At 36.0% G+C, this 24,901-nt stretch carries 28 protein-coding genes and 1 pseudogene; 21 read left to right on the forward strand and 8 right to left on the reverse strand.

Going from position 1 to position 24,901, the window contains the following annotated elements; genetic code table 11:
* Nucleotides 1–27 precede the first annotated feature (27 nt).
* Nucleotides 28–981, reverse strand: coding sequence for a sugar-binding transcriptional regulator (locus FFM61_RS01995; protein ID WP_074426856.1), 954 nt, complete (start codon nt 979–981; stop codon nt 28–30).
* Between the two features lie 169 nt (nt 982–1,150).
* Between FFM61_RS01995 and FFM61_RS02000 the strand changes: the two genes are divergently transcribed.
* Nucleotides 1,151–1,708, forward strand: coding sequence for a hypothetical protein (locus FFM61_RS02000; protein ID WP_074426857.1), 558 nt, complete (start codon nt 1,151–1,153; stop codon nt 1,706–1,708).
* 104 nt (nt 1,709–1,812) lie between these two features.
* Nucleotides 1,813–4,212, forward strand: a complete 2,400-nt coding sequence (ppsA, locus tag FFM61_RS02005; RefSeq protein WP_074426858.1) for a phosphoenolpyruvate synthase — start codon at nt 1,813–1,815, stop codon at nt 4,210–4,212.
* Nucleotides 4,213–4,294: 82 nt separating this feature from the next.
* On the opposite strand, the gene FFM61_RS02010 is transcribed toward ppsA, so the two are convergent.
* Nucleotides 4,295–4,837, reverse strand: a complete 543-nt coding sequence (locus tag FFM61_RS02010; RefSeq protein ID WP_083194401.1) for a nucleoside 2-deoxyribosyltransferase — start codon at nt 4,835–4,837, stop codon at nt 4,295–4,297.
* 266 nt (nt 4,838–5,103) lie between these two features.
* Between FFM61_RS02010 and FFM61_RS02015 the strand changes: the two genes are divergently transcribed.
* From FFM61_RS02015 to FFM61_RS02040, 6 genes are all read left to right on the forward strand, one after another.
* Entirely contained in the window at nt 5,104–5,976 is an 873-nt protein-coding gene (locus FFM61_RS02015) for a phosphate ABC transporter substrate-binding protein PstS family protein (protein ID WP_074426859.1), read from the forward strand.
* Between the two features lie 130 nt (nt 5,977–6,106).
* Nucleotides 6,107–6,535, forward strand: coding sequence for an OsmC family protein (locus tag FFM61_RS02020; protein ID WP_074426860.1), 429 nt, complete (start codon nt 6,107–6,109; stop codon nt 6,533–6,535).
* A gap of 230 nt (nt 6,536–6,765) precedes the next feature.
* The gene (locus FFM61_RS02025) at nt 6,766–7,269 is read left to right on the forward strand and encodes a hypothetical protein (protein WP_074426861.1); all 504 of its coding nucleotides are present in this window, start codon (nt 6,766–6,768) and stop codon (nt 7,267–7,269) included.
* Nucleotides 7,270–7,292: 23 nt separating this feature from the next.
* Nucleotides 7,293–8,000 carry a competence protein ComK gene (locus FFM61_RS02030; protein ID WP_074426862.1) on the forward strand — a complete coding sequence of 236 codons (708 nt, stop codon included), beginning with the start codon at nt 7,293–7,295 and terminating at the stop codon, nt 7,998–8,000.
* A gap of 19 nt (nt 8,001–8,019) precedes the next feature.
* Complete coding sequence (locus FFM61_RS02035; protein WP_074426863.1) at nt 8,020–8,523, forward strand: methylated-DNA--[protein]-cysteine S-methyltransferase; 504 nt, start codon at nt 8,020–8,022, stop codon at nt 8,521–8,523.
* A gap of 102 nt (nt 8,524–8,625) precedes the next feature.
* Nucleotides 8,626–9,516, forward strand: a complete 891-nt coding sequence (locus FFM61_RS02040) for an aldo/keto reductase (protein WP_074426864.1) — start codon at nt 8,626–8,628, stop codon at nt 9,514–9,516.
* A 222-nt stretch (nt 9,517–9,738) separates the two neighbouring features.
* On the opposite strand, the gene FFM61_RS02045 is transcribed toward FFM61_RS02040, so the two are convergent.
* Both FFM61_RS02045 and deoC read right to left on the reverse strand, forming a co-directional pair.
* On the reverse strand, nt 9,739–10,455 hold the full coding sequence (locus tag FFM61_RS02045) for a GntR family transcriptional regulator (RefSeq protein ID WP_074426865.1): 717 nt from the start codon (nt 10,453–10,455) through the stop codon (nt 9,739–9,741).
* A 114-nt stretch (nt 10,456–10,569) separates the two neighbouring features.
* The gene (gene deoC / locus FFM61_RS02050; protein ID WP_074426866.1) at nt 10,570–11,277 is read right to left on the reverse strand and encodes a deoxyribose-phosphate aldolase; all 708 of its coding nucleotides are present in this window, start codon (nt 11,275–11,277) and stop codon (nt 10,570–10,572) included.
* Nucleotides 11,278–11,459: 182 nt separating this feature from the next.
* On the opposite strand from deoC, the gene FFM61_RS02055 reads away from it, so the two are divergent.
* Genes FFM61_RS02055 through FFM61_RS02070 form a run of 4 tightly spaced genes read left to right on the forward strand, consistent with a single transcriptional unit; the run spans nt 11,460 to nt 14,083 of the window.
* Entirely contained in the window at nt 11,460–11,870 is a 411-nt protein-coding gene (locus FFM61_RS02055) for a PTS sugar transporter subunit IIA (RefSeq protein WP_074426867.1), read from the forward strand.
* 22 nt (nt 11,871–11,892) lie between these two features.
* Nucleotides 11,893–12,387, forward strand: coding sequence for a PTS sugar transporter subunit IIB (locus FFM61_RS02060; RefSeq protein ID WP_074426868.1), 495 nt, complete (start codon nt 11,893–11,895; stop codon nt 12,385–12,387).
* Nucleotides 12,388–12,399: 12 nt separating this feature from the next.
* Nucleotides 12,400–13,239 carry a PTS mannose/fructose/sorbose/N-acetylgalactosamine transporter subunit IIC gene (locus FFM61_RS02065; RefSeq protein ID WP_074426869.1) on the forward strand — a complete coding sequence of 280 codons (840 nt, stop codon included), beginning with the start codon at nt 12,400–12,402 and terminating at the stop codon, nt 13,237–13,239.
* A 19-nt stretch (nt 13,240–13,258) separates the two neighbouring features.
* Nucleotides 13,259–14,083, forward strand: a complete 825-nt coding sequence (locus tag FFM61_RS02070; protein ID WP_074426870.1) for a PTS system mannose/fructose/sorbose family transporter subunit IID — start codon at nt 13,259–13,261, stop codon at nt 14,081–14,083.
* Nucleotides 14,084–14,168: 85 nt separating this feature from the next.
* Here FFM61_RS02070 and FFM61_RS02075 read toward each other — a convergent pair whose 3' ends face one another.
* The gene (locus FFM61_RS02075) at nt 14,169–14,627 is read right to left on the reverse strand and encodes a PASTA domain-containing protein (protein WP_074426871.1); all 459 of its coding nucleotides are present in this window, start codon (nt 14,625–14,627) and stop codon (nt 14,169–14,171) included.
* A gap of 164 nt (nt 14,628–14,791) precedes the next feature.
* On the opposite strand from FFM61_RS02075, the gene FFM61_RS02080 reads away from it, so the two are divergent.
* From FFM61_RS02080 to FFM61_RS02100, 5 genes are read left to right on the forward strand one after another with little or no spacing between them, the layout of a single operon-like run.
* The gene (locus tag FFM61_RS02080) at nt 14,792–16,183 is read left to right on the forward strand and encodes a BglG family transcription antiterminator (protein WP_074426872.1); all 1,392 of its coding nucleotides are present in this window, start codon (nt 14,792–14,794) and stop codon (nt 16,181–16,183) included.
* Entirely contained in the window at nt 16,176–16,565 is a 390-nt protein-coding gene (locus tag FFM61_RS02085; protein ID WP_074426873.1) for a PTS sugar transporter subunit IIA, read from the forward strand. Before FFM61_RS02080 ends, FFM61_RS02085 begins: the two co-directional genes overlap by 8 nt.
* Entirely contained in the window at nt 16,552–17,001 is a 450-nt protein-coding gene (locus tag FFM61_RS02090) for a PTS sugar transporter subunit IIA (RefSeq protein WP_074426874.1), read from the forward strand. The genes FFM61_RS02085 and FFM61_RS02090 overlap by 14 nt, the downstream gene beginning before the upstream one ends.
* A 13-nt stretch (nt 17,002–17,014) precedes the next feature.
* Entirely contained in the window at nt 17,015–18,352 is a 1,338-nt protein-coding gene (locus FFM61_RS02095) for a PTS galactitol transporter subunit IIC (RefSeq protein ID WP_074426875.1), read from the forward strand.
* 39 nt (nt 18,353–18,391) lie between these two features.
* Entirely contained in the window at nt 18,392–18,679 is a 288-nt protein-coding gene (locus FFM61_RS02100; RefSeq protein ID WP_074426876.1) for a PTS sugar transporter subunit IIB, read from the forward strand.
* Between the two features lie 45 nt (nt 18,680–18,724).
* On the opposite strand, the gene FFM61_RS02105 is transcribed toward FFM61_RS02100, so the two are convergent.
* Entirely contained in the window at nt 18,725–19,222 is a 498-nt protein-coding gene (locus tag FFM61_RS02105; RefSeq protein ID WP_074426877.1) for a cupin domain-containing protein, read from the reverse strand.
* 211 nt (nt 19,223–19,433) lie between these two features.
* On the opposite strand from FFM61_RS02105, the pseudogene FFM61_RS02110 reads away from it, so the two are divergent.
* Nucleotides 19,434–21,125 (forward strand): annotated as a pseudogene (locus tag FFM61_RS02110) (alpha-glucosidase).
* A 1-nt stretch (nt 21,126) separates the two neighbouring features.
* On the forward strand, nt 21,127–21,708 hold the full coding sequence (locus tag FFM61_RS02115) for a uracil-DNA glycosylase family protein (RefSeq protein WP_074426878.1): 582 nt from the start codon (nt 21,127–21,129) through the stop codon (nt 21,706–21,708).
* A gap of 221 nt (nt 21,709–21,929) precedes the next feature.
* On the opposite strand, the gene FFM61_RS02120 is transcribed toward FFM61_RS02115, so the two are convergent.
* Nucleotides 21,930–22,769: an aldo/keto reductase gene (locus FFM61_RS02120; RefSeq protein WP_074426879.1), complete on the reverse strand. Its 840-nt coding sequence runs from the start codon at nt 22,767–22,769 to the stop codon at nt 21,930–21,932.
* Between the two features lie 130 nt (nt 22,770–22,899).
* On the opposite strand from FFM61_RS02120, the gene FFM61_RS02125 reads away from it, so the two are divergent.
* The gene (locus tag FFM61_RS02125; RefSeq protein WP_074426880.1) at nt 22,900–23,142 is read left to right on the forward strand and encodes a hypothetical protein; all 243 of its coding nucleotides are present in this window, start codon (nt 22,900–22,902) and stop codon (nt 23,140–23,142) included.
* A 21-nt stretch (nt 23,143–23,163) separates the two neighbouring features.
* Nucleotides 23,164–24,345, forward strand: a complete 1,182-nt coding sequence (locus tag FFM61_RS02130) for an ATP-binding protein (protein WP_074426881.1) — start codon at nt 23,164–23,166, stop codon at nt 24,343–24,345.
* A gap of 156 nt (nt 24,346–24,501) precedes the next feature.
* Here the strand turns inward: FFM61_RS02130 and FFM61_RS02135 are convergent, their stop codons facing one another.
* Entirely contained in the window at nt 24,502–24,792 is a 291-nt protein-coding gene (locus tag FFM61_RS02135; protein WP_074426882.1) for a hypothetical protein, read from the reverse strand.
* Nucleotides 24,793–24,901: the final 109 nt, after the last annotated feature.

A 24,901-nucleotide genomic window follows, 5' to 3' on the forward strand; every position in this document is an offset into this window, starting at 1 on the left:
CAAGTAATTTAGGGAAACGGTTATTTTTTAGTATTTATTTAGTAAATCAATGGCAGTTTGTTTGTCGGTAATTAAAACATTGGCATAGCGTCCATTTAAAGCGCCGTGAATTGAAACTAGTTTCTTTTTGGCACCAGCTACTAAAATAGAATAATCTTTTTGTCGTAAATTTGCTAAATCAATACCGGTTGTACGATTGTTAAGCTCAGGATTGATGATATGACCGTCTTTATCAATAAAGCGTGAGACGATATCACCAACTGCTAAATGTTGTAAGTCTGCAACTTCTTGTTCGCTTAAATAACCAAGACGAAATAGCGATGAATGGTCTTGAACAGTTCCTGTTGTGTAAATAGCGATATTACTTTGGATACCCGTTTCATAAATTTGATGAATAAATTTATCTTTGATAACAATTTCCTTAGTAATAGCGCTATCCAAAAATGTTGGTAGCGGTAAATTAATGGTATTCGTGTGAAATGCTTGTGCAAATTTTTGATTAATATCATTCGCATGATCACTTAAATCAGATTCAGACATACTACCTTTAAGTTGAACAACTTTAATATTGTGATGTTCGTTTGGAATTAAATGATGGGCAACAGCAGTTAGTGTGTGTCCCCAACTAATACCAATAATATCATTGTCTTTTACAATTTTATTTAAGTAGCTAGCGGTTAATTTGCCAAGTTTATCGTTAATGAGTTGGGTATCGTCAACAAAATTTTCAGCTATTAAAACATCTTTTAATTGATACTTTTTCTTAAGTTGCATTTGTAACAAACTCAAGTCTTGATTGGGGTCGTTTATGATTATTTGGACCATACCATTTTCTTTTGCGTAAGCTAGTAGACGAGAAATAGTAGGTCTTGAAATATTTAATTTTTTAGCGATTTCATTCTGACTAAGACCATCTTCATAGTATAAATGGCAAATTTCGAGTGCAGTTTGGTTTTTATTCGTAGTTGATGTATTAACCATGTATTGTAATGACTCCCCCGCTTGATTTATGTAAATTATATCACAATTTAAACGGTTTCCTAAATCGAATGAACATAATTTCAAACAAAGTGTTTACATTTGTTCAAACCTTGGTTACAATGAATTTGTTCATGAGCACGACAAAAATTATTAAAGGGGTTATCTAGAAATGGACTTAAATCATTTTCTTGAACATACAACGTTAAATCGTGCAGCATCAAAGCAAGAGGTGGATCAAGTAGTTAAAGAAGCACGTGACAACCATTTTTATTCGGTAGTCGTTAATTCAAAATGGGTTTCATACGTTAGTAAGCAGCTTTTGTTATCACCAGTCAAAACGATCTGCATGATTACAACCGATGCAACGAATGACAAAATTATTGAAGTCAATGAGGCCATTGAAAATGGGGCAGAAGAATTAAGTGTTTTATTGAATATTGATGAGTTAAAAGCGGGGCATTATGAAATTGTGTACGCTGAGATTAATGCGCTTGTTGCAACAGCACATCAGGCAGGCACGTTACTGACTGTTATGATAGCAACTGATTGCTTGACTGATAAAGAAATTGTTACGGCCAGTCAAATCATTGCGGACACAAATGCTGATTGTAAAAAAATAAAAATTATTGGTAACATTCAAAATACGATAGAGGCCGAAACAATGATTGCCATTGGGGCGGAACGTGTGGGTGCTAACGATAGTATGGCAATTATTGGTAAAGCATAAATATGGTCGGTAAAACGACTTTTTATTTTAGATTTTTAAGTAAGCGCTTGCATATATTTGGGGAGCATACCGAATTATGAGCCAAGGTTTAAGGAGAATTTTTCATGGCAAACAGAACTACTGCTAATATTTTATGGTTTGACGAATTAAGTCGTACTGACGTCGATTTAGTTGGTGGCAAATCAGCTTCACTGGGGGAATTAACTTCAGCTACTAACATGCCAGTCCCATATGGGTTTGCCACAACGACGCATGCTTATCGTGAATTTATGGCGATAACTGGCGTAAGCGACAAAATTAAAGCGCTTCTAAATGATATTCATGATTACGAAGATGCAAAAGAACTGCACACAGTGTGTGCACAAATTCGTCAATTAATCATGGATCATGATATGCCTGCTAGTTTAACAACTGAAATTAAACAAGCGTATGCAGCGTTAGCACAAAAGGTTGGTGAAACAATGCCTTTTGTTGCCGTACGTTCTAGTGCAACAGCTGAAGATTTGCCGGATGCTTCATTTGCTGGTCAACAAGAATCTTATCTTAATATTCAAGGTGGTGATGATATTGTTCAACAAATTAAGGCGTGCTATGCATCATTATTTACCGACCGTGCGACATATTATCGTCATAAACAAAACTTTCCCCATGAACAAGTAGCATTATCAGCTACTATCCAAATGATGGTGTCTTCTCAGGCGTCTGGCGTGATGTTTTCAATTAATGTGGGTAATGGTGATGAAAAAGAAATCATTATTGATAGTGTTTGGGGACTTGGTGAGTACTTAGTACAAGGAACCGTTACACCCGATGATTTTATTGTTAATAAGGAGTCACTTGAAATTCTGTCAAAAGATATCACGACAAAAAATATTGCACTAAAGCGATTACCAAATGGTGGTGTAGCAGAGCAAACATTATCTACACAACAAGCCAAACAACCTTCATTAACTGATAAACAAGTGATTGAATTAGCTGGCTATGCTAAAAAAATTGAAAAACATTATGGTTGTTATATGGATATGGAATTTGCTCTTGATGAAAAGACGGGCAAAATATGGATTATTCAGGCGCGACCCGAAACAGTTTGGTCACAAAAAAACAAGCAATTAGCAAAAAATAATGAGGTGAATATGATGCCAAAAAATCAAGAAATGCATGTTCTTGTTAAAGGATTGCCTGCTAGTCCAGGAACTGCGAGTGGCATAGTACGAGTTATCGAAAATACAGCAGATATTAATCAATTTAAAGAAGGTGAAATATTAGTTACGAGTATGACCTCACCAGACTGGGTGCCAATTATGAAAAAAGCTCGTGCCATTATTACGAATAATGGTGGTCGTACATGTCATGCAGCAATTGTGTCTCGTGAAATGCAGATACCAAGTATTGTCGGCACCGCAAGTCGTGGTGTAGCTGCGATGGATGTTTTGAAAACGGGTGATATGATTACTGTTGATGCAAAAAATGGGGTAGTATATGCAGGTGAAGAAACATCTATTTTAGCTGATAATAGACAACAACCGGCAGCTAAAGAAGTATCAACTGATACAGAATATTTTGCACCAACAGCTACGAAGGTCATGATGAACTTAGGAGATCCCGAGTTAGTTGAAAAATATGAACACTTACCTGTCGATGGTGTTGGCTTAATGCGGGAAGAATTCATTTGGACAAGTTATATTCATGAACATCCCCTTTACTTAATTAGCCAAGGCAAAGCAGAAAAGGCGATTAATATGTTGGCCGATGGCATTAGTAAAGTGGTTCGTGCAATGGGACAGCGACCAGTTGTTTTACGATTATCAGATTTTAAATCAAGTGAATATCGTAACCTAAAAGGTGGTGCTGAATTTGAACCAAATGAGCCAGCTGATTTGTTAGGCTGGCGTGGCGCATCACGATATTATGATCCAAAGTTTATTGAAGCTTTTAAATTGGAATTAGCAGCGGTTAAAAAGGTTCGAGAAGAATTTGGGTTGACGAATTTAAATGTCATGTTGCCTTTTGTAAGGACAATTGATGAAGCTAAAAAAGTAACGGAAATTATGACGGCAGCTGGCTTGGTACGATCAGAAGACTTTAAGGTTTATATGATGGCTGAAATTCCAGCAAATATTATTTTGGCTGATCAATTCAATCAATATATTGATGGTTACTCAATTGGGTCAAATGATTTAACCATGTTGTTACTCGGTTTGGATCGAAACAATGATACAGTTGCGTCGTTGTTTGATGAACGTAATTTATCAGTAAAAAGAGCTATTGCGCATCTGATTACAACAGCCCATAAAGATGGCAAGACCGTATCAATTTGTGGTCAGGCGCCGTCTCAATATCCAGAGTTTACGGAATTCCTTATTAAGCAAGGAATTGATTATGTTTCGGTTAATCCTGATATGGTTAAAACGACTAAGCATAATGTTGCGCACTATGAACAACGAATTCTATTGGATAAGGCAACGGGTAATGGTCGACAGGATCCAACAAATTATCAGTGGTAAAAGATATTTTCACTACCAAAATAACCCCGTACATTAATGTACGGGGTTATTTTACGATTGTAATGACGCAATGATACCTTATTTAAATAATCTTACCATCATAAATACGTGATGCGATACTCATGAAATCAAACGTTGCGAGTTCATCAGTTGAACGAACGTATGATGATGGGCCAATAGCTGGCATCAAGTTGATTGGGTTTGCAACCCAATCACCATCATAGAACGCAACTGATGGGCGACCAAGGGCGTTAGCGTAACCTAACTCAAAGGCAGTACCACTATCTTCGTTCCCAGCGGTAATAACGCCTAATGTAACGTCAGAATTTCGGATTGCTGTTATATCAGCGTTATATGTTGCAACAGCCCATTTGAAGTCAGGTTCAAAGTCGCCATTTTCGTCAAATGCTTGACCACCAAATTGGTTAAGCAAAGGTACGTGAACGTAGCTGATTGTTGGATTATTGTTTAATGCTTTATATGAAGCAATTAAGGTATCGATTTGTTGGTCTGAAAACCAACCAGCACCTAAGTAAATTGTCTTGGCACCAGGGACTTTAGTGACTTCCGATGAAGCCTCTTTGATGTCTTGTAATTGTTGAATCAATTCGTTCATACTAAGCATATAGATCTCCCAAAAAAATTATTTATAACTACTATTATGACATGTCAATTGGATGAAAGAAACTGAAAAATAAAAATTTAGGATATTTTTGGTAACTTTACAAAATAAAAAGTTTGTAAGGTTAATGTTTACACAAATAATACCAAACCAACATGAACTCTCTATTAAATCGTGACATCTATTTAATAGAATTAAAAGTGTCATTAAGACAACGTTTATTCTATTTATTGCTTTTTATACTAGAACTACCATAGAAGGAGTTTGTGATGAAAAAAGGGTTATTGTTAGTAGGAACAGCAGGAATTATTGCTGCTGGTGGGTTAATGGGAACTACTGTTCATGCTGCATCAACGAAACAGGTAACGGCAGTGGGTTCAACCGCATTACAGCCTTTAGCTGCGCAAGTTGCCGAAGAATTTGGTAATCGTAATCCTGGCGTAACTGTTAATGTTCAAGGTGGTGGTTCAGGTGCTGGATTAAGTCAAGTCGGTAAAGGTAATGTGACGATTGGTAATTCAGATATTTTTGCTGAACAAAAAGATGGTATCAATGCTAAAAAATTAAAAGATCATAAAGTAGCCGTAGTGGGTATTACGCCAGTTGTTAATTCAGATGTCAAAGTATCCAACTTAAAAATGGAACAACTTCGGGATATTTTCACAGGAAAGATAACTAACTGGGAAGAAGTTGGTGGTCAAGATCAAAAGATTTCAGTCATTAATCGTGCGCAAGGATCTGGAACACGGTTTACTTTTGAACAAGAGGTCTTAGATGGTAAAACAGCTAAAACTTCACAAGAGCAAGATGATAATGGTGCTGTACAAAAGATTGTTTCAACAACGCCAGGTGCAATTTCATACTTAGCATTTTCGTATACATCAGGTAGTCAGGCAAAAAACTTAAAGCCTGTCTCAATTGATAAAGTACGGCCAACGGAAAAAAATGTGCAAAAAGACAAGTGGTCAATCTGGGCATATGAGCACATGTATACAACAAAGAAAACAGATAAAAATACGACAAAATATATTAAATTTATGAAGTCAAAGACAATGAAAAGCACAGTTAAAAAATTAGGTTATATTCCAATGAGTGATATGCAAGTCAAAAAGGATGCAGATGGTGATGTGACTAAAAAGTAATCATATTTGTTAGATAAATTTATTAGGTATCATTCAGTTAATGGATGATACTTTTTTGTTAGTGTTGAGGCGTGTTTTATTTATAGAAAGCGGTTACAATTAGCTTATATAAAAACAGGGGGAAATGTTGATGAAAAATGATATACGCTGGGATAAAGCAATGTATACGACTGACACATATAATGTTGAAGGATTAAATGGTCATGCTTATGCTGAAAATGGTATTTCTGTAGAAACGAGCAGCCCTTTAAGTGATGAACCCGGTACAAATCCAGAACAATTATTGGGGATGTCGTTGTGTACTTGCTTGGTTGGGACGATGGCAGTGATTTTAAAAGAACATCATATTAACGAAAAAGCCAAAGCACATGCCAAAATTTCATATGTAAAAGGAAAGGGACGCTATGAATTTTTAGTTCATGCGCAAGTTTGCGTCCCTGGTCAAACTTTACCTCAAACACGTGCATTGGTTAGTGAAGTAGAAAATCGTTGCTGTGTTTCGCAGTTACTTAGTGGTAGTGACAATTATAGTATTGAAGCGGTGTTAGATTGGGAGTAAATGCTGTTATATTAAGTGATTTATGATTATATTGCATACCAATTTAAGACGATTTTGACTGTCTACCCCTTTTTACAGTAAAAATGAATGAAAACTATGGCTATTATAGAATGTGAAATGTTTTGGTGATGTGTGTTTCAGTAAATACTCTGGTGATGCTGTTTATTTCTATGGTTATGCAAACAATTTCGGGTGTTATGGTAACAAAAATATGACCGAAGGAGTTTGAAATGACTAAAAAATTGGCAGTAAAACTACAGGAGTATGAATTATTGATTTACGGTGTTCTTAAAGCAGGTGGCGTATATCGACGTAGTATCAACTTTGAAGATTATTTGCAAGAGTTACGGTTGCTTGTTTTAAAACGTTTATTAGCTGGTGAAGAGTTTCAAGCACGAGATAATCCAGCTTTATTTAAGTGGTTACTCTGGCGTTTACGTGATTTACAACGCAGTTCCCAGCGATATGAAACAAGACATCACTTCACAAATGAAATACCAGAAATGATCACCGATGAACAAAATTTTATACAATTAGAACTTTTAATGACAATTGATCAGTTGATTTCTGGCCATGGACAGGCAGACCAATTAAAACAATTGGTAACTGATTTTGCGATGTATCCAGATGATACTGTGATGAAACGCTGTTTACGTTTAAAAATTCATCGCATGACTTATTACCGCCGTTTAAAATTATTACAGCAAGTGATAAATAAAAATCATTATGCATAATTTTGAATAGAGGAATAAGAAAAATGACATATACAGTTACAGTATCAGAAAAGGGTTATTGTTCAGAGGTTCTAATGTCGGTTGCTGAAACAGGCGATATTTGTCCGCAAACAACACTGATGATTGTTGCAGCACATGATCGTTATCAACGCTCTGTTTCACGAATTTATTATATTGACGGAATGGTTGTTGACGTCAATGTCTCAACAAATTACTTACTGGCAAAATTGGAATCAAAAACGTCTTTTAAGCGGACGCAACAAATTGAGGCGTTTTATCGCTTACTACCACCAGCTTTAATAAGACAAATGCGTAGTTGGATTATGCAAAATTATGCTTTTATTCCCGTTACTAGTTACAAAAGTGGCCCGACAACATGGGTTAATGCTAGATACATTAGTGATGTACAGACGCGGGGGATGCAAACAAGTATTATCTTAGTAGATGGTTCAGTTTTAAATATTAACAAGCATAAAGATAAATTTATGAAACAGTTGGTAGCCACTAAGATAGTCAGTCTATGGATGACACAATATGCATTTGGTTATGGTGATCATTTTGATAAAATGTTATTACCATTTATTAATTGGCCCGCACAAGTTGCTTATCAGATGAATCGAGACCGTTTGCAATATTTATTAATCGTCACAAGTTTAGAAAATCTGATGATTAAAGAAAATGAAACGAATATTAATAAAATTAATTATGTCATTCGTTTGATGGCACAATAAATAAAATTGAGGATAAGAAATGCAATATATTCAAGTTATTAATACGCCATTAGGGAAGATGACGTTACTGAGTGATGATGAATTTTTGTTGGGGAGTTGGTTTGAAGGACAGAAACATTTTGGTGGTAAATATGATTTATCATCAGCGACTGTTGTAGATACACCAATATTACAGCAAGCAAAAAAATGGTTGTTAGCTTATTTTGCTGGTGAGCAACCAAATGCGAATGAATTGCCTATGCATTTTAATGTTACGATTTTTCAAGAAAAAGTTTTAAAAGCACTACAGCAAGTACCATACGGTCAGACAGTAACCTATAAACAAATCTGTCATATGATTACTCGTGATGAATTGCAAGCTAATAAATTATCACGAGCAGTGGGGAATGCGATTGGTACAAATCCGTTTGTTGTGTTTATTCCTTGTCATCGCGTACTTGGTAGTGACGGGTCACTAACAGGTTATGCTGCTGGACTTGGAAGAAAATCGGCATTGTTGACTTTAGAGCGAGTAGCATTCTAATGGCGTTAAATATTTTTACTAACTTAAGGAAAGTATGTTATCATAAACGTGAAATGAGGCATTAGCTTCATATAAAAAATCAAAAAATAGAGGGGTATTCAAATGACTTTAGAATTGACAAATAAGTTAGGATTAGGAACCAACAAGGTTGGTGGCCATAATCTATTTGATAATTTAGATGAGCAAGATGGATATGATTTGGTGCGTGCGGCATTAGACGCTGGCATCAATGTTCTTGATACAGCTTTTGTTTACGGTGTTGGTCGTTCAGAGGAAATCATTGGGGATGTTATCCAAGACTACGATCGTAGTAAAATCATTATTGCAACTAAAGGTGCCCAAAATCCTGATAAGGATTTAGCACCTGACAACAGCTCAGAATTTTTGGTTAAGACAGTTGAAGATTCATTGAAGCGTTTAAAGACAGATTACATTGATATCTTCTTTATTCATTTCCCAGATGATGATTCAGATAAGTTAGCAGCTGTAGAGGCATTAGATGAACTAAAGCAAGCCGGTAAGATCCGTGCGATTGGTGTATCAAACTTTAGTTTTGATCAATTGAAGGAAGCAAATGCTACGGGTAAGGTTGATTTTGATGAAGATTACTACAGCTTGGCTCATCGTGATGAAGAAGTAGAACGGTTTGCTTACTTAGATGAGAACAACATTCAGTTCGTACCATATTTCCCATTGGAATCAGGTCTATTAACTGGCCGTTACGGTGCTGCTGATCGGGCAAAGTTTGATCGTCTAGACGATGCGAAGTTTGATCAAATTATCAAGGGGCTTGATATTGTAAAAGGCATTGCAGAGAAGCATGATGCTTCAATGACACATGTTGTTTTGGCATGGTACATGACACATCCAAGCATTGGTTTGGTTATTCCAGGCGCACGTAATGCTGAACAGGCTAAGGATTTGGCTAAATCATTAGATGTTAAATTGTCAGATGAAGAATTCCAGGCAATTGATGAAGCCTTCAAAGCTTAAATAGTAAAGATTTAACGGATTGATACGGATGTATTGATCCGTTTTTTTAATTTATGCAAATCACATTATATTGAGGTTTCAGAGTTTTGGAACACGTTTATGCTATAAAAATTGTAGTCCCATTATTAATACATTTTAATCAAAAAAGTTGGGGCATTTTTTTGCCCCAACTTTATTAGTTTTTTAGTGAATATATCTGATATGTACAATATACAAAGAAATTTATTGGTTAATTTCGATTTTAAAGGAGTTTAGGTCACCACGATATTTTGCAATTGAATATTCAACTGGTGCGTAATTATCAAGATAAGTAATTGTATGAAAATAAAATATCGGATCATTTAACGATACCTGTAATAGAGCAGCTGTAGTTTCGTCAGCTTTTAAAATTTCTAATTCCCGTGAAGCATGTCGGAGTGCAAGATTATGATCTTTAAAGGTATGGTAGAGGGATTCTTTTGTAAAATCATGTTGATCTAAATCAGGTAAATATTTAGTTGGAATATAAGAAGTCACCAAAACTACTGGAATTTCATCGGCAAAACGTAAACGAGTTAAAGCAAAAACGGTATCATCTACTGATAGTTTTAAAGCTGATTGAATTTCAAGAGTTGCGGTTATTTTAGTTAAATTAAGGACTTCAGTTTTTGGAATAACCCCTTTTTCACCCATTTCATCTGAATAACTTTTAATCATGTGAGTAAAGCCTTGTGTCATTTTTGTTGATTGTACCCAAGTACCAGATTTTTTTCGACGGGCCAGATAACCCTCACTGACCAATATTTGAATGGCTTGTCGGATGGTAGGTCTGCTTACTTGAAATTTATCTGCTAAGTCAATTTCTTTTGGGATAAATTCGTGAAGTGGATAGGTACCATCTTGGATGTTTTCTAGTATTTTGTTAGCGATAATACGATATTTTGGTTGTGATTTGGTCATTAAATTTCCTCTTACAAAATGATGTTTTGAATTATTATTCAGAAAATAAATATTAACCCCTCTTATTACATTAATCAAGTAACAAGAGGGGTTAATTAGTTAAATCGGAGTTATTTATAGATCAATATATGATACATTGTCCTTGGCAAATCGCTCTTTAAGGACATTAATTATTTTAATACCAGAGCTTGTACCAATACGTTCTGCTCCAGCAGCAATTAATGCAAGAAAGTCGTCAGTGTTTCGAATACCACCAGCAGCTTTAACTTTAACAATATCACCAACGGTCTCTTTCATTAATTTAACATCCGCAATCGTTGCCCCACCAGTACCAAAACCAGTAGAAGTCTTAATGAAGTCAGGCTTAACTACTTTAGCTATTTCAGCCAATTGTTTAATTTCTGATTTTTCTAGATAACAATTTTCGAAAATGACCTTACTGATAACGTTGTTTTCACGACAAATTTCAACAATTTGTGACATTTCATCAGTGATATAGTCCCAATTACTATTTTTAACCTCGGTAAGATTAACAACGTAATCAATTTCAGTTGCGCCATTTTTGATAGCATCTTTCGTGTCAAAAACCTTTGAAGCAATTGTGGTTTGACCTAATGGGAAGCTAATCGCAGCGCCAATATGAACGTCTGAATTGGCTAATTCTTTTGCACAAATGGCAGATTGAACTTGGTTTATAGCAACCATTTTAAAATGATATTCTTTGGCTTCCAGGCATAATTTTTTCATGTCATCATGATTAGCGTAGGCATGTAAATTAGTGTGATCGATTAATTGACTGAAGTCATCAATAGTGTATTTCATAATAGAACCCCTCTATATTTTGTTTTTATGTCATTACATATTATAGTTTAGGGGATTTTTTTAGAATGTCAAATATAAAAAAATAAATCATAAAAAATAATAATATTGACGTTGACACATTGTAAGCGTTTACATATAACGGAGGGGTAGATTAATATGTCATGACAAATAAGGGGGCGCGCATGGATATTTTAATTACAACACATGGTAAATTAGCAGAAGGATTAGTTTCTGCTTTATCATTTATTACGGGAACCACAGAAAATGTTAGTATCGTTGAGCTAGATGAGATGGGGATTGATAATTTTAGACAACGATTACATCATAAATTTAATGAAACATCGCATTCATTAATAGTTCTGACAGATTTGAAGGGCGGAACACCATATAATGAATCGTTTGTTTATTATTTGGAACATTCGGAGGACATAAGAGTTGTTAGTGGGGTTAACTTACCAATGTTGATTGAGCTAGCAACACAGGTAACCAGTTTGAACGATTTGGATCAAGCAGTGACTATTGCTTGTGAAGCGGGTACAAATGGGGTATCAGTACCAGATGTAGTTGATGACGATGATGATATGGATTTTTAAATAATTTAGGGGGAACTATATTATGACAATTACTCTTGCACGTGTTGATGATCGCGTAATTCATGGACAAACAATGACTCGATGGACGAAAGCTCGCTCAGTAGATGGTATTTTAGTTGTTGGAGATAGTATTGCCCATAATAAATTACGGCGCCGTGTTTTAAAAGCAGCTGCCAATGATTTGAAAGTTGGTATTTATACGGTTGATGAAGCGCCAGAAAAAATTAAACAGGGTATTGAATCAAAAAAGAATTTTTTCTTAATTAGTGATTCACCACAAACGTTCTCTCAATTAGTTGATAAGAATGTTGATTTTGGTAAAGCTTTGAATGTCGGTCCCATGAATACACGCCCTGATACTAAAGTTCTTGGAAATACAGTAGCAATTGACCAGGCCGACTATGATGCTTTCCAAAATATTAACGATCATGATATTGAAATTCAATTCCAGTTACTACCAGATGATAGTATTCGCAGTTGGGAAACATTAAAGAATAAATATGATGCAATGGACTAAGGGGGAAGTACCATGAGTTTATTTATACCAGCGTTATTAACAGGTATCTTTTGTTATCTAGGGGCGATTGAATCACCCTGGATGTTTGGAATGACTGGTGGTTTTTATATTGTTGGTCGTCCCTTAGTTGCAGGATTGTTAGTCGGTTTAGCATTTGGAGATATTCGAGCTGGCGTCTTATGTGGTTTAGCAGTGCAAGCAGTTTTCATTGCTAACCTATCAACTGGTGGTGCAACCAACAGTGAAATTACCTATGCTGCCTATGGTGGTATTGGTCTAGCAATGGCGACAACCAAAGATCCAGCAATTGCAGTCACATTAGCTATTTTAATTGGACAAACATTTGGACTTATTTTCTATAATTTCCGTATGGCTTTCTATTCATATTGGAATACACGTGCTGAAAAAGCAGCAGAAAACAATGATGACCGTGGTATTGTGATGAATCATTTGGTATTTCCACAAATTACAACGTTCTTAATTCGAGCAGTGCCTGTATTCTTAGCAATCTATTTTGGTAAGGGGTTAGTTGATTGGTTAATTCAAAGTATTCCTGATATGGTAACTCATATTATTCAAGTACTTGGTGGCGTGCTACCAGCATTAGGTATTGCAATGTTGATGTCGATTGTTATCAAGAACAAGTCACATCTTATTTTCTTCTTTGCTGGCTTCGTATTACTAGCCTTTGCAAAGTTAAGCATGATTGCAATTGTATTTATTGCAGCACTAGTTGCTTACATGTACTTCTACGCATCAACCCAAAAGGGTAGTGGTCAAGCAGCAACAACGACAGAAACGACTGAAACAGTTGATACTGATGATGTTTATGAAGATGACGATTTATTCTAAGGACTAGGGGGAATCAATCATGGTTGAACAAAAAAAGGAAACAATTCTAACGAATAAAGAATTGAATCAAATTTGGCGTCGTTGGGGATTTACTCATCTTAGTTCGATGAGTTATGAGAAGATTCAAGGACATTCTTGGGCATATGCTTATTTACCATTTGCAAAAAAACATTATAAGGATGATTTAGAAAAGAAGCGTCGTTTGTTACTGCGACATTCAATGTTTTATAATACTGAACCTCAAACAGGGCAATTGATTAATGGTATTGTGGCTTCATTAGAAGAGCAAATTGCCATGGGTGAAGAAGTCTCTGAAGAAATGCCAGTTAATATTAAGACAACCTTGATGGGGCCACTTGCTGGTATTGGTGACTCAATTATTCAAGGAATCATTGTTCCTATTCTATTGTCAATTGCAATGAGTTTAGCTGCTGGGGGTAGTGCCTTTGGACCAATCTTCTATATTGTGGCATATGGTATTGTCGGTGTTGCAATTTCATATATTGCATTTAGGAGTGGTTATCGTCTAGGAGTTAGTGCGATCGATACCATTGTTGGTGAAAATTCCAAGCGAATTACTGATGCATTTAATATCTTAGGAGTTATGGTGGTTGGAGCATTGGCTGCCAATACTATTGTACTTAAGACAACAGCACATATTCCAATGGGAGGAAAATCAGCTTCGCTTGAAAGTGTTCTTAATGGCATTTTCCCTGGTTTGTTACCATTGGGGATGGTTATGCTAGGTTGGTGGCTGGTATCAAGTAAGCAAATGTCAGCAACTAAGGTTATTTTGATTATGGTTGTCATTGTGACGATTGGTTGCTTGATCGGTTTGTTCTAAAATACACACAACGGTGACAAAATTAATTTAAATAAAGTAAAAAACGTCTAGTAGGTTATATTTTGTATCCTACTAGACGTTTTTATTAATGTTTTGAAAAAATTTTTGCTTTATCAGCAACAGTTTTCAATTGGGCTTTGTGTTTTTGTTTTGTGGCAGTTTTTTTAGCAAGGGTAGTGTCTCGTTTTTGCATGCTTTCGTTTACAATTTCTTCATCAGCATAATAAAGTTTGACAAATGTATTAGGCGCAACATTACTACCACCTTTAGGCGTGAGCCTTAGAACGGTATTAGCCGGCTGCAAGGCAATCTTTTCATCAGCTGGTAATTTGATTAAAGAATAGTTGAAATGATATTTGGTTAACACTTCAGTGGCTTCACTAATGGGAAGTGATAGGACGTCAGGTATTTTAATATAGTCCTTCTTTTTTTCTTTTTGTTGTTCATTAATTTTATTAACCTGTTCAATAACTGCTGGAGCAGCTTTGATAACGAAAGGTGCTGCAATTTTAACAGCTTTACCAATAAGTTGTATTTTTCCCATGTTTCCTCCTATGCAGATGATTAGCCATATTTTACACTATTTGGCTACAAGATGGTAGGTAAAATGTCCTTTTAATGAGTGGGTGTCCATAGCAATGGACATTTTTTAGAAACCGCTTACAAAAAATAGCGTTATAATGATACATGTAGAGAGGAAGTGAAAGGATGAGCAGCAATAATTTAGATAATAAAATATTGATGTTTTTAGGGCAGCAAATTGATTTTGTGGATGCCTTAACTATTTCGCAGACTTTTTCTGTATCAAAAAAGACAGTTTATCGAACGATTAATAGACTGAATCAAGTTAATATGATTGTTGAATCACAAAGAGGTCGTGGTTACCGCTTGATAGATAATCAAATATCAACAACAACGGAACAAGATGAGCAACGTCAAATTGATTTAGCTATTAATTTATTACATTCATTTCCTCGCAGCTTAAACCGGTGGCATTTATTAGAAAAATTGTATATTTCAGAGTCTACTTTACATCGTGACTTAAACATTTTAAATGAGTTGTTTATACCGTTCCATATCAGTATTGATCGATCTGCTGGTAGCGCAAAGGTGGTTGGAACAGAATCACAAGTCCGTAAAGCGTTGAATTATTTTTTATTGGAAAATACAGTTACGCAACAAGTTGTGGAAGGATTAGCAGGTATTTTTCCAGATATAACGAAAAAAGATCAGACTTTTATTAGTTCACAAATGACACTGATTGAAAAGGAATTGGATGTTGAAATTTTAGGTCCGTATACTGTTAATATTTTTTCACATCTCTACATTTTGTTGGATAGAGTAAGATTACATAATAGCGAGTCAGTCGTTAAGGGACAGTCAAATGTTCATTATGATGAGTTATTATTACGTGTTGCTCGTCAAGTCGTGAATAATATAAGTGAGTATGCCCACGTTGTTATTAATTCTGAGGAGGTTCATAATCTTGTTTTATATTTAGTCGGGTTACGTTATGATCGAACGTTAGACGATAGTCAAGATGGTGAGGCACATCAGCTAGTCACTTATTTGGTTAATGAATTGTTATTACCAAATCATGTTAATATTGAAAATTTAACCAACGCTTTGATTGGTCATGTTCGCCCAATGATCCATCGTTTAAAGGAAGAAATACTAATTGTTAATCCGTTGTTGAATGATATTCAGTTTAGCTATAACGAGACATTTACACAGGTGAAAAAAATACTAGCTGCGACATCTTACCATGTTTCAGATGATGAAGTTGGTTTTTTAACATTATATGTTGTCCGAGCTTTGGAAGAAGCAAGTGTTAGAAAAAGAGTGTTGTTAATGTGTTCAACTGGTATTGGAACAGCACAACTATTACAAACGCGAGTACGCCGAGCTTTTCCGGATTTTGAAATAGTTGGGACTATTTCGGCACGTGATTACGAAATTAATTTAAAGCACTTTGAACAAATTGATTTAGTTATATCTACAGTTGCAATTCATTTTCAACCAGTTTCACCAGTTATCCAGGTGAGCGCATTGTTTAATGAAGGTGATCGGCGGCGTGTTGAGGAATTGCTATATGGTTAAATTAGAGTTTTTATCAATGGCTGTAACGCCAACGATGCCAATGATTGCACATCTAACAGCACAGCGTTTTAAGTTGAATGAAAATCACGTAAAACAAGCAATGTTTGAGCGTGAAGACATTGGTAGTACGGTAGTCGCACCAGGTATTAGTATACCGCATGTTGAACTAGCAAATATTAAGACGCAGGGGTTGTTTTTAATCAAAGATAAACAACAATTAGTTTTGGTGTTAATCGTTGATAAGCTTCACCCTGATGAACAACTGATTAAAATTTTACAAGGGTTACTAGAAGAACAATATTTGGAAAAATTAAGCAACATTACGTCAGAGCAAGCATTCAAAATACTGATAAAGGGGGTGGAAAATCGTGTTGTCAGATAAAATTATTTTACTAGATGAATCAGCAACTGATAATCAAGACGCTTTGGGAAAGCTTGCAAATCAATTATTAAAAAGTGGCGCAGTTAAAGAGTCTTACAAACCAGCGCTTTTAAAACGAGAAATTGAATTTCCAACAGGTTTAGCAACAGATGAAATTGGAATCGCGATGCCTCATACTGATGCTGAACATGTTAATTATGATCAAATTGCATTTATGCGATTGCATCAGCCAGTACAATTTTTACAAATGGGTGATGGGGAAAAAATACAAGTCAAATTTATTTTTATGTTGGCGTTGAAAGAAGCACATTCACAATTAGATATGTTACAAACATTAATTGCTTTAATTCAAAACAAAGCAAAAATACAGCAATTATTAGCAGCAACAAATGAAGATGAAGTTGTTCAAATTTTAAAAGATGCGGGAATAGAATAAAGGGGATAAAATCATGGCAGTAATTAATTGGTTACTAGATGCTGGTCCAACAGTATTTTTGCCACTATTACTATTTATTTTTGGATTAGTACTACGAATTAAGCCAGGTAAGGCATTTAAGGCCGCTTTGATGGTCGGAATTGGTTTTACGGGGTTGAATTTAATTATTGGATTACTAACTGATAACTTAGGGCCAGCAGCACAAGCAATGGTGAAAAATTTTGGGTTATCATTAAATGCAATTGATGTTGGTTGGCCAGCAGCATCAGCCATTTCATATGGGACAACGTTGGGAAGTTTAGCAATTCCGATTGGTGTCGCTTTAAACGTTTTCTTGTTAGTTATTGGTCTAACTAAAACGCTGGATGTCGATTTATGGAATTACTGGCATATAGCCTTTTCAGGCTCATTAGTTTATGCCGCAACTAATAATTTTGGTCTAGGTTTGTTTACAATGATTGTCCACGCCATGTGGATTTATTTCTTAGCTGATTTAGCTGCACCAACGATCCAAAAGCATTATGGATTAGAAGGTATTTCATTCCCACAAGGGGCTTCAGCACCCGGTTTCGTATTAGCGTTACCGATTAATTGGTTATTGGATCGTATTCCGGGTATTAGAGATATTCATTGGACACCGGAAACAATTCAAAAGAAATTAGGCGTTTTTGGTGATTCAGCTGTTATGGGATTAATTATTGGAATTGTGATTGGTGCTTTGGCACAATATGATTTAACAAAGATGTTAAATTTGGGAATTACAACTTCAGCTGTCCTAATCTTAATGCCACGAATGGTTGCTATTTTGATGGAAGGATTATCACCTATTTCTGAAGCGGCTAATACGATGGTTCAAAAGAAATTCCCTGGTCGTAATCTATATATTGGTATGGATTCAGCCCTAGCAGTTGGTCAAGAAGCAGTGCTATCAGCATCATTGATTTTGGTGCCAGTGTCGCTATTAATCGCTGTTATCTTACCAGGTAATCGTGTTTTGCCATTCGGTGATTTAGCAACTATTCCATTTATGTTAGCTGTTATGGCTGCTGTATTCGGTGGTAATGTGTTTAGAATTGTTGTTGGTGGCGTGATTGATTTAGCAGTTTCTTTGTATATCGCATCATGGATTGCACCTTTGTTAACAGCAGCAGCTAAGTCAGCCCACTTCGCGATGAACGGTGCGACATCAATTTCTGTTCTATCAGATGGTGGTGCTTGGACAACCCTACTAATTGTTGGTATGGGAAAGTTGATGTCATGGGGTGGTATGGCAATTGTATTTGCTATTGTACTTGGCTTGATGATTTGGTTAAATAAGTTTAAGAAATCAGATAAGTCAGTTTCAGAATAATTTGTTGTTAATTGTTATTAGAAGAGGGAGAAATAAATCATGGCAAAGTCATTAATGGTCGTATGTGGAACTGGAATCGCAACATCAACTGTTGCAACTGGAAAGATTAAGGATTATCTAGCATCAGTTGGTAAGACTGATCAAGTAAAGTTTTTACAATCAAAGATTGCAGATGAAGTTAGTGCAATTGAAAATGATGATTATGATATTGTTGTTTCAACAACGATGGTACCAAGCGCCATTAAGGATAAGGTTATTAATGGGGTCGCCTTATTAACTGGGGTTGGTGTTCAAAAAGTATTTGATGAAATTGAAGCACAATTGTAATTAATAGTAGGAAAAAAGTTGGGACAAAAAAATGTCCCAACTTTTTTAGTTATTTGGAATTTCTTGATAGGCTAATGCTTGGATGACTTCGGCATGTTGTGGATATTGTGAGAGTAAATTTTGTTGTGTAAATAACTCAAAATCTTGGTAATCAAAACCAGGTGCTACAACACAACTAACGATGCTGAAACCATGCGTTGCACTTGAGCCGAAGATAGTGTTCTTAGGAACGGTGTACGATAATTGTTCACCCTGTTCAATGTTAGGCCCAATTTTGATTGCTTCATAATGACCATCTGGAAAAATGCAGTGAACGGTTAGTGGATCACCGGCATGATAGAACCACGTTTCATCAGAAGTAAGTCGGTGAAAATGAGATGGATTATTTTCAGTTAGTAGAAATATAATCGACGTATAAAGGGCACGAGTTCCTTGCGGTAAGTCAATTGTGCGGTCACTTTTTGTCGTTTCAATAAAGTAGCCACCTTCAGGGTGAGGCGCTAAATTAAGATTTTTAATCCAGTAATCAATGTCTTTATTCAAAATAATAATCTCCTATCCATTAATTTATGTTTATTATAGCAAACTAATGGTCTAATGAAGCGATAGTAGATATATAAAATAGAAATTTAAAAATATGTCAAAATGCTTTTGCAAAGCTATTGTAAACGTTTACGATAACTGTTAATATGGCACCAAATAGAATAATAAATTAAAATAGTAAATGACATTATGCAACGGAGGAATTAAACATATGGCAACGAAATGGTGGTAAAATGAAGTCGTTTATCAAGTTTATCTAAGATCATTTCAAGATAGCAACCATGATGGTATTGGTGATATTCCTGGTATTATCAGTCACTTAGATTATATTAAAAGTCTTGGCGTAACGATGATCTGGGTTTCACCAATTTATCAATCACCAATGGTTGATATGGGCTATGATATTTCAGATTATCAAGCGATTGATCCACAGTTTGGTACGTTAGATGATTTTAAAGAATTGCTAACTGAGGCGAAAAAACGTGATATTAAAATTATTATGGATTTAGTTGTCAATCACACTTCTGACCAGCATGAATGGTTTAAAGAGGCTTTAGCTGATCCTGAAAGTTCATATCGTGATTACTACATTTTTAAGAAAACCAGTAATGGGGAAGCCCCTAATAATTGGCGTAGTATTTTTGGTGGCTCAACTTGGAAACCTGTTCCTGGTGAACCAGACACGTATTACTTCCATACCTTTGCTAAGCAACAACCTGATTTAAATTGGGAAAATCCTGCATTAAGGCGTGCAATTTATGATATGATTAACTGGTGGCTTGAAATGGGCGTAGCTGGTTTCCGTGTTGATGCCATTACACATATTAAGAAGGATTTGGATTGGTTAAGTATCCCAGCCGATGATGTGGATGGTTTGGTATCAGTTGTTAAAAAAGGTCGTAATCGCCCAGGAGTTGGTGATTTATTAACTGAATTAAAACAAGAAACTTTTGATAAGTATGATGCTATTACGGTTGGCGAGGCTTATGGTTTGGCTGATAAAGAGTTGCCAGCGTTCGTGGGACCAGATGGATATTTCTCAATGGTTTTTGATTTTTCATACATGAATATTGATGTTAAAAATGGTGACGAGTGGTATCGCGGTCGTGCTGATTGGACACCGGTAGACTTAAGAAATGCGTTCTTTGACGCCCAAGAAACGACTGCTAACGCACAAGGTTCTCTAGCAAATGTCTTAGAAAACCATGATCAACCACGTGTTTTGTCAAAGCTAGTACCGGATAAGCAATATCAAACACCTCAAGCTGCGAAAGCTCTAGGAACCATGTATTACTTCTTACCAGGAGTCCCTTTTATTTATCAAGGACAAGAAATTGGTATGAAAAATTTTGAACGTCAAAGCATTGATGAGTTCAATGATGTGTCATCAATTAATAATTACAATACAGCCTTACAAGATGGTTATTCAGAGGCTGATGCACTAGAAGCTGTTAACCATAAATCACGTGACAATGCTCGTACACCAATGCAGTGGGATGATAGTGTTTACGGCGGCTTCTCTGATATACAACCTTGGTTAGCAATGAGTAATGATCGAGACGGTATTAATGTTAAAGCTGAACAACAAGATGATCAGTCTGTTTTGAAGTACTATCAAGAATTGGGTGCTTTGCATCATGATTCAGATTGGGAGCCTGTTATTATCAATGGTGATTTCCAGCCAATGCGTTCATTACCAGATAGCGTAGTTGGGTATCAACGTCGTTTAGGTCAACAAGTATTAACGGTACTGGTTAACCTAGGAACCAAAGCAGCCCGTGTTAATTTGGTGCAGACCGGTCAAACATTACAACAAGCCGGTGATGTTCAAATTAGTGGCAAGCGTGTTAAAATGAGTCCTTATAGTGCAGTCGTTTTAGGTGTTATGCCAGAAGAAGGTTAAAATGAGTGGGTCTGATATCAGGCAGGAAATTATGGCTGATGAACAAAATAGATCTTATACAGAACGTGGCATTGGACCGGTCTATCAAGTGGGTCCAGATGTGCGTATTTTGATTATTGGTCAAGCACCCGGTGCAAAAGTTGAGCAAACAGGGATACCATTTAATGATAAAAGTGGGGATCGTTTGCGTGACTGGATGGGTATTACTGCTGATGAATTTTATCATAGTGGTAAGATTGGTAATTTACCATTAGATTTTTACTTTCCAGGTAAGGGCAAGAGTGGTGATTTACCGCCACGCAAAGGTTTTGCAGATAAATGGCATCCAAGGATGCTAGCTGAAATGCCTAAAGTGTCACTTATTATTTTAGTTGGTGCTTATGCGCAACATTATTATTTACCGATTAAAAAGTCAGAAACGATGACAGCGGTAATTAAACAATATAAGACTTTTGGTCCTAAGTATTTACCAATTGTCCATCCGTCTCCACGTAACAATATTTGGTTACGTAAAAATCCATGGTTTGAAGATAAAATTGTGCCAAAATTACAGGCACGTGTTCGTGAATTAATGATGGATTAATAGAAAGAAAAAGCCAATGGCAGATGTAATAATCATCTGCCATTGGCTTTTATTTTGGACTACAAAACGGTAGTTATATCCGCTCTGTAAACGCGATAAATTTTCAATCCAGGTGATATAAGCCACAAACACGGCGTAATGCCTTCGCAGTCGCTGCGGCGAATACACCATATTTATGTCTTATATCACCTGTCAAAACGAAAATTATATCCGCTCTAACTTTACTCAAATTCTTCGTACTCGTTTGGGTCTTGACCATCAATACGGCCATCTTCACGGTTTAGGTCATTGATGGCAGCAATTTCACTGTTTGTTAGTTCAAAATCAAAGACATCAAGGTTTTCACGTTGGTGCGCTGGATTTGATGAACGTAAAACAGGAATGATACCACGATCAAGGTGCCAACGAGTGATGATCTGACTTGTTGACTTACCGTATTTATCAGCAATTTCTTGTACAACAGGTTCTTTCAAAGCAGAGCTACCACGACCTAGTGGACTCCATGCCTCGACTTTGATACCACGACGTAAGTTTTCCAAAAGATTTTCTTCTTGAACCCAGTATGGGTGAAGTTCGATTTGGTTAACAGCGGGTGTAACGCCAGTCTTTTCAATAATCCGATCTAGATGCTCAGGCTCAAAGTTTGAAACACCAATTGAGCGAATCAAACCTTGCTTTTGTGCATCTACTAAGGCTTGCCATGCTTCCACATATAGACCACGTTTTGGTAAAGGCCAGTGAATAATGAATAGATCAAAATAATCCAGTCCCATTCGACCTAGTGACTCTTGAATAGCATCGCGAGCGCTTTCGTAATCATGATACTTACCAGGAAGCTTAGAAGTTACAAAGAATTCTGCATGAGGTACGCCAGACATGCGAATTGCTTTACCAACGATTCCTTCATTATCATAGTTTGTAGCAGAATCAATTAGTCGGTAACCGCTCTTAATAGCAGCTAGTACTTGTTGTAGTCCTGAACCACCTTTTAATTGATAAGTTCCTAGCCCTAAGTTAGGTAATTTGTGACCGTCATTTAATGTGACTTCTGGAATTGACATAAATACATCCCCCCTAATAATCTAACACTACTTTCGCATTTAAATTGTAAATTTGCAAGTGATTTCTATCGCATTATAAGCTGACAAAAGGTAACATATAATTAATGATTTTATATGAGGAGTAAGTGACTTGAAAAAGAAACGTATTTTTAGTGATGGGGTATTAATATTAATTGGTGTAATGATGTTTCTTTTAGGGATTTATTCATTATTTGATGTGTTTACACCACATGTGATTTGGTACCATTTGATTTTAATGTTTCTATTTGCATTAGCAATTTTTGGTGAACGGAACAAAATAAAATGGTTGTTTATTGCAACGTCTGGGGTATGGCTCTTAAATATATTTTGGGATATTATCCGTTTAATCTAAATAATTAAAGAAGGTGAGAATATGATTTCAATACCATTATCAAATCAGTTAACAATTTCGGCTGATGATTTGTTGCAGCAACATTTACTGATTTTGGGTGCGACTGGTAGCGGTAAATCAACGAGTGCAATGAACATATTGCATGGATTGATGAGCGCTAATCAAACGACAATGATTATTGATCCAACAGGCGAATATCAACATTTACCAAATGCAGTTGTCGCTAAACTTGGGTACAATGCGTACATTGATTATGAACAACTCACCGGAGATGATTTTAACTTATTATTTGGTGTGACTGATGTAGATATGCAGGAAAAGTTGGTGGATGCGCTAACGAGTTTAAAGATTCAAAAAAATATCATCGGTCAACCAGGGATTTATAAAAAAATAAATCGGCCATGGCAAGATTTTGAAGAAGATATCAAACGTTTGTATCATTATCCACAACCGGTTGATATCAGCTTATTACCGGAACAATTACGCCAAGAGTACGCTATCTCTGTGGATGATTTTGACTTAATTGGTCAAGAAATTGATGAAATAGGATTCAAAAAATGTTTACCGCTTATTCGACGTATTAAACGATTAATAAATCAACCACGTTTTCAGCACTTGTTCCATATGCCAATAACTGATGAGACGAGCGCTGCAGTAACTGAAATGCAAACAGACGTGATGTATTTATTACGGTTATTTGCGAGTCACAAAAGTGATCATAAAATTTTAGTAATTGATTGTTCAATATTTACTGATAATTTAGCGCTAGGCAAGGTATTGGTGTCATTGTTGACAACAGCGCTTTTACGAGAAAAGCAACAATTAAAACATAGTGTGCCGGTAACCGTATTAATTGATGAGGCTCATCGCTACTTGATGGCCGACCATTTAGAAACAACGGGGATTTTTAGAATTGCTCGTGAAGGACGTAAATTAGGCCTATTTTTGATGGTCACAACTCAAAGTCCTTTAGATCTTGCGCCTCAGTTATTAGGACAATTTGGTCATTATCTCGTACATCAGTTGAATACGGCTAGTGAATTAGCACAACTACCAGTATTGCAAGAGTATGCGCAGCAAATTGTTCATGAGAATATTGGACAGGCATTATTGGCTGGGAACAACTTTGTCACACCACAATTGCTAAATATACAAATGGTGGCAGAAATGAATCATCAAACCGCAACGCCAAAGTTTTTTTAGCAAAGTAAAAGAATACGCAACAAAAAGCATTACACATCGTCTTAAGGATTTGGGAACGCGTTTATGCTATAAAAATTGCCAGCGCATCATTCATATATTTTTAACTAAAAAAGCTGGAACATTTTTTTGTCCCAACTCCTTTGTTATTTATTGTTGTTATGATTCTTTATTTTCCGGAATAAAAGTGTCAACGGCAGACCAAAACGTCACGAGCGAAAAGACGATGGTGAAATGCCAAAAAATAGTTAACCAAGCATTTCCATAGACGTTGGTATAGGTATTGATAAATCGTTGAGCAAAGATAAGAGCAATGATTTCTTCAACCCCAATAACTAACGCCGTTAAAGCAATTGCAGCAGCTAACACAGCACCAATTAATAAAATAAGTGACGCAAGATGTTGTGCAATCCAGCGCAAAGACCATGCTTTGGCAGCCTTGTGATTCATGAGTTGACGACCTCCGTTGAGTAATATTACAGTCTATTATACGTGAAATTACAATCGTTGGTTGATAATTATTAAAAAAATTGGAAAAAACCAGTTTATATTTCGTTAA

This window comes from Weissella hellenica, assembly GCF_005405545.1.
GTDB lineage: Bacteria > Bacillota > Bacilli > Lactobacillales > Lactobacillaceae > Weissella > Weissella hellenica.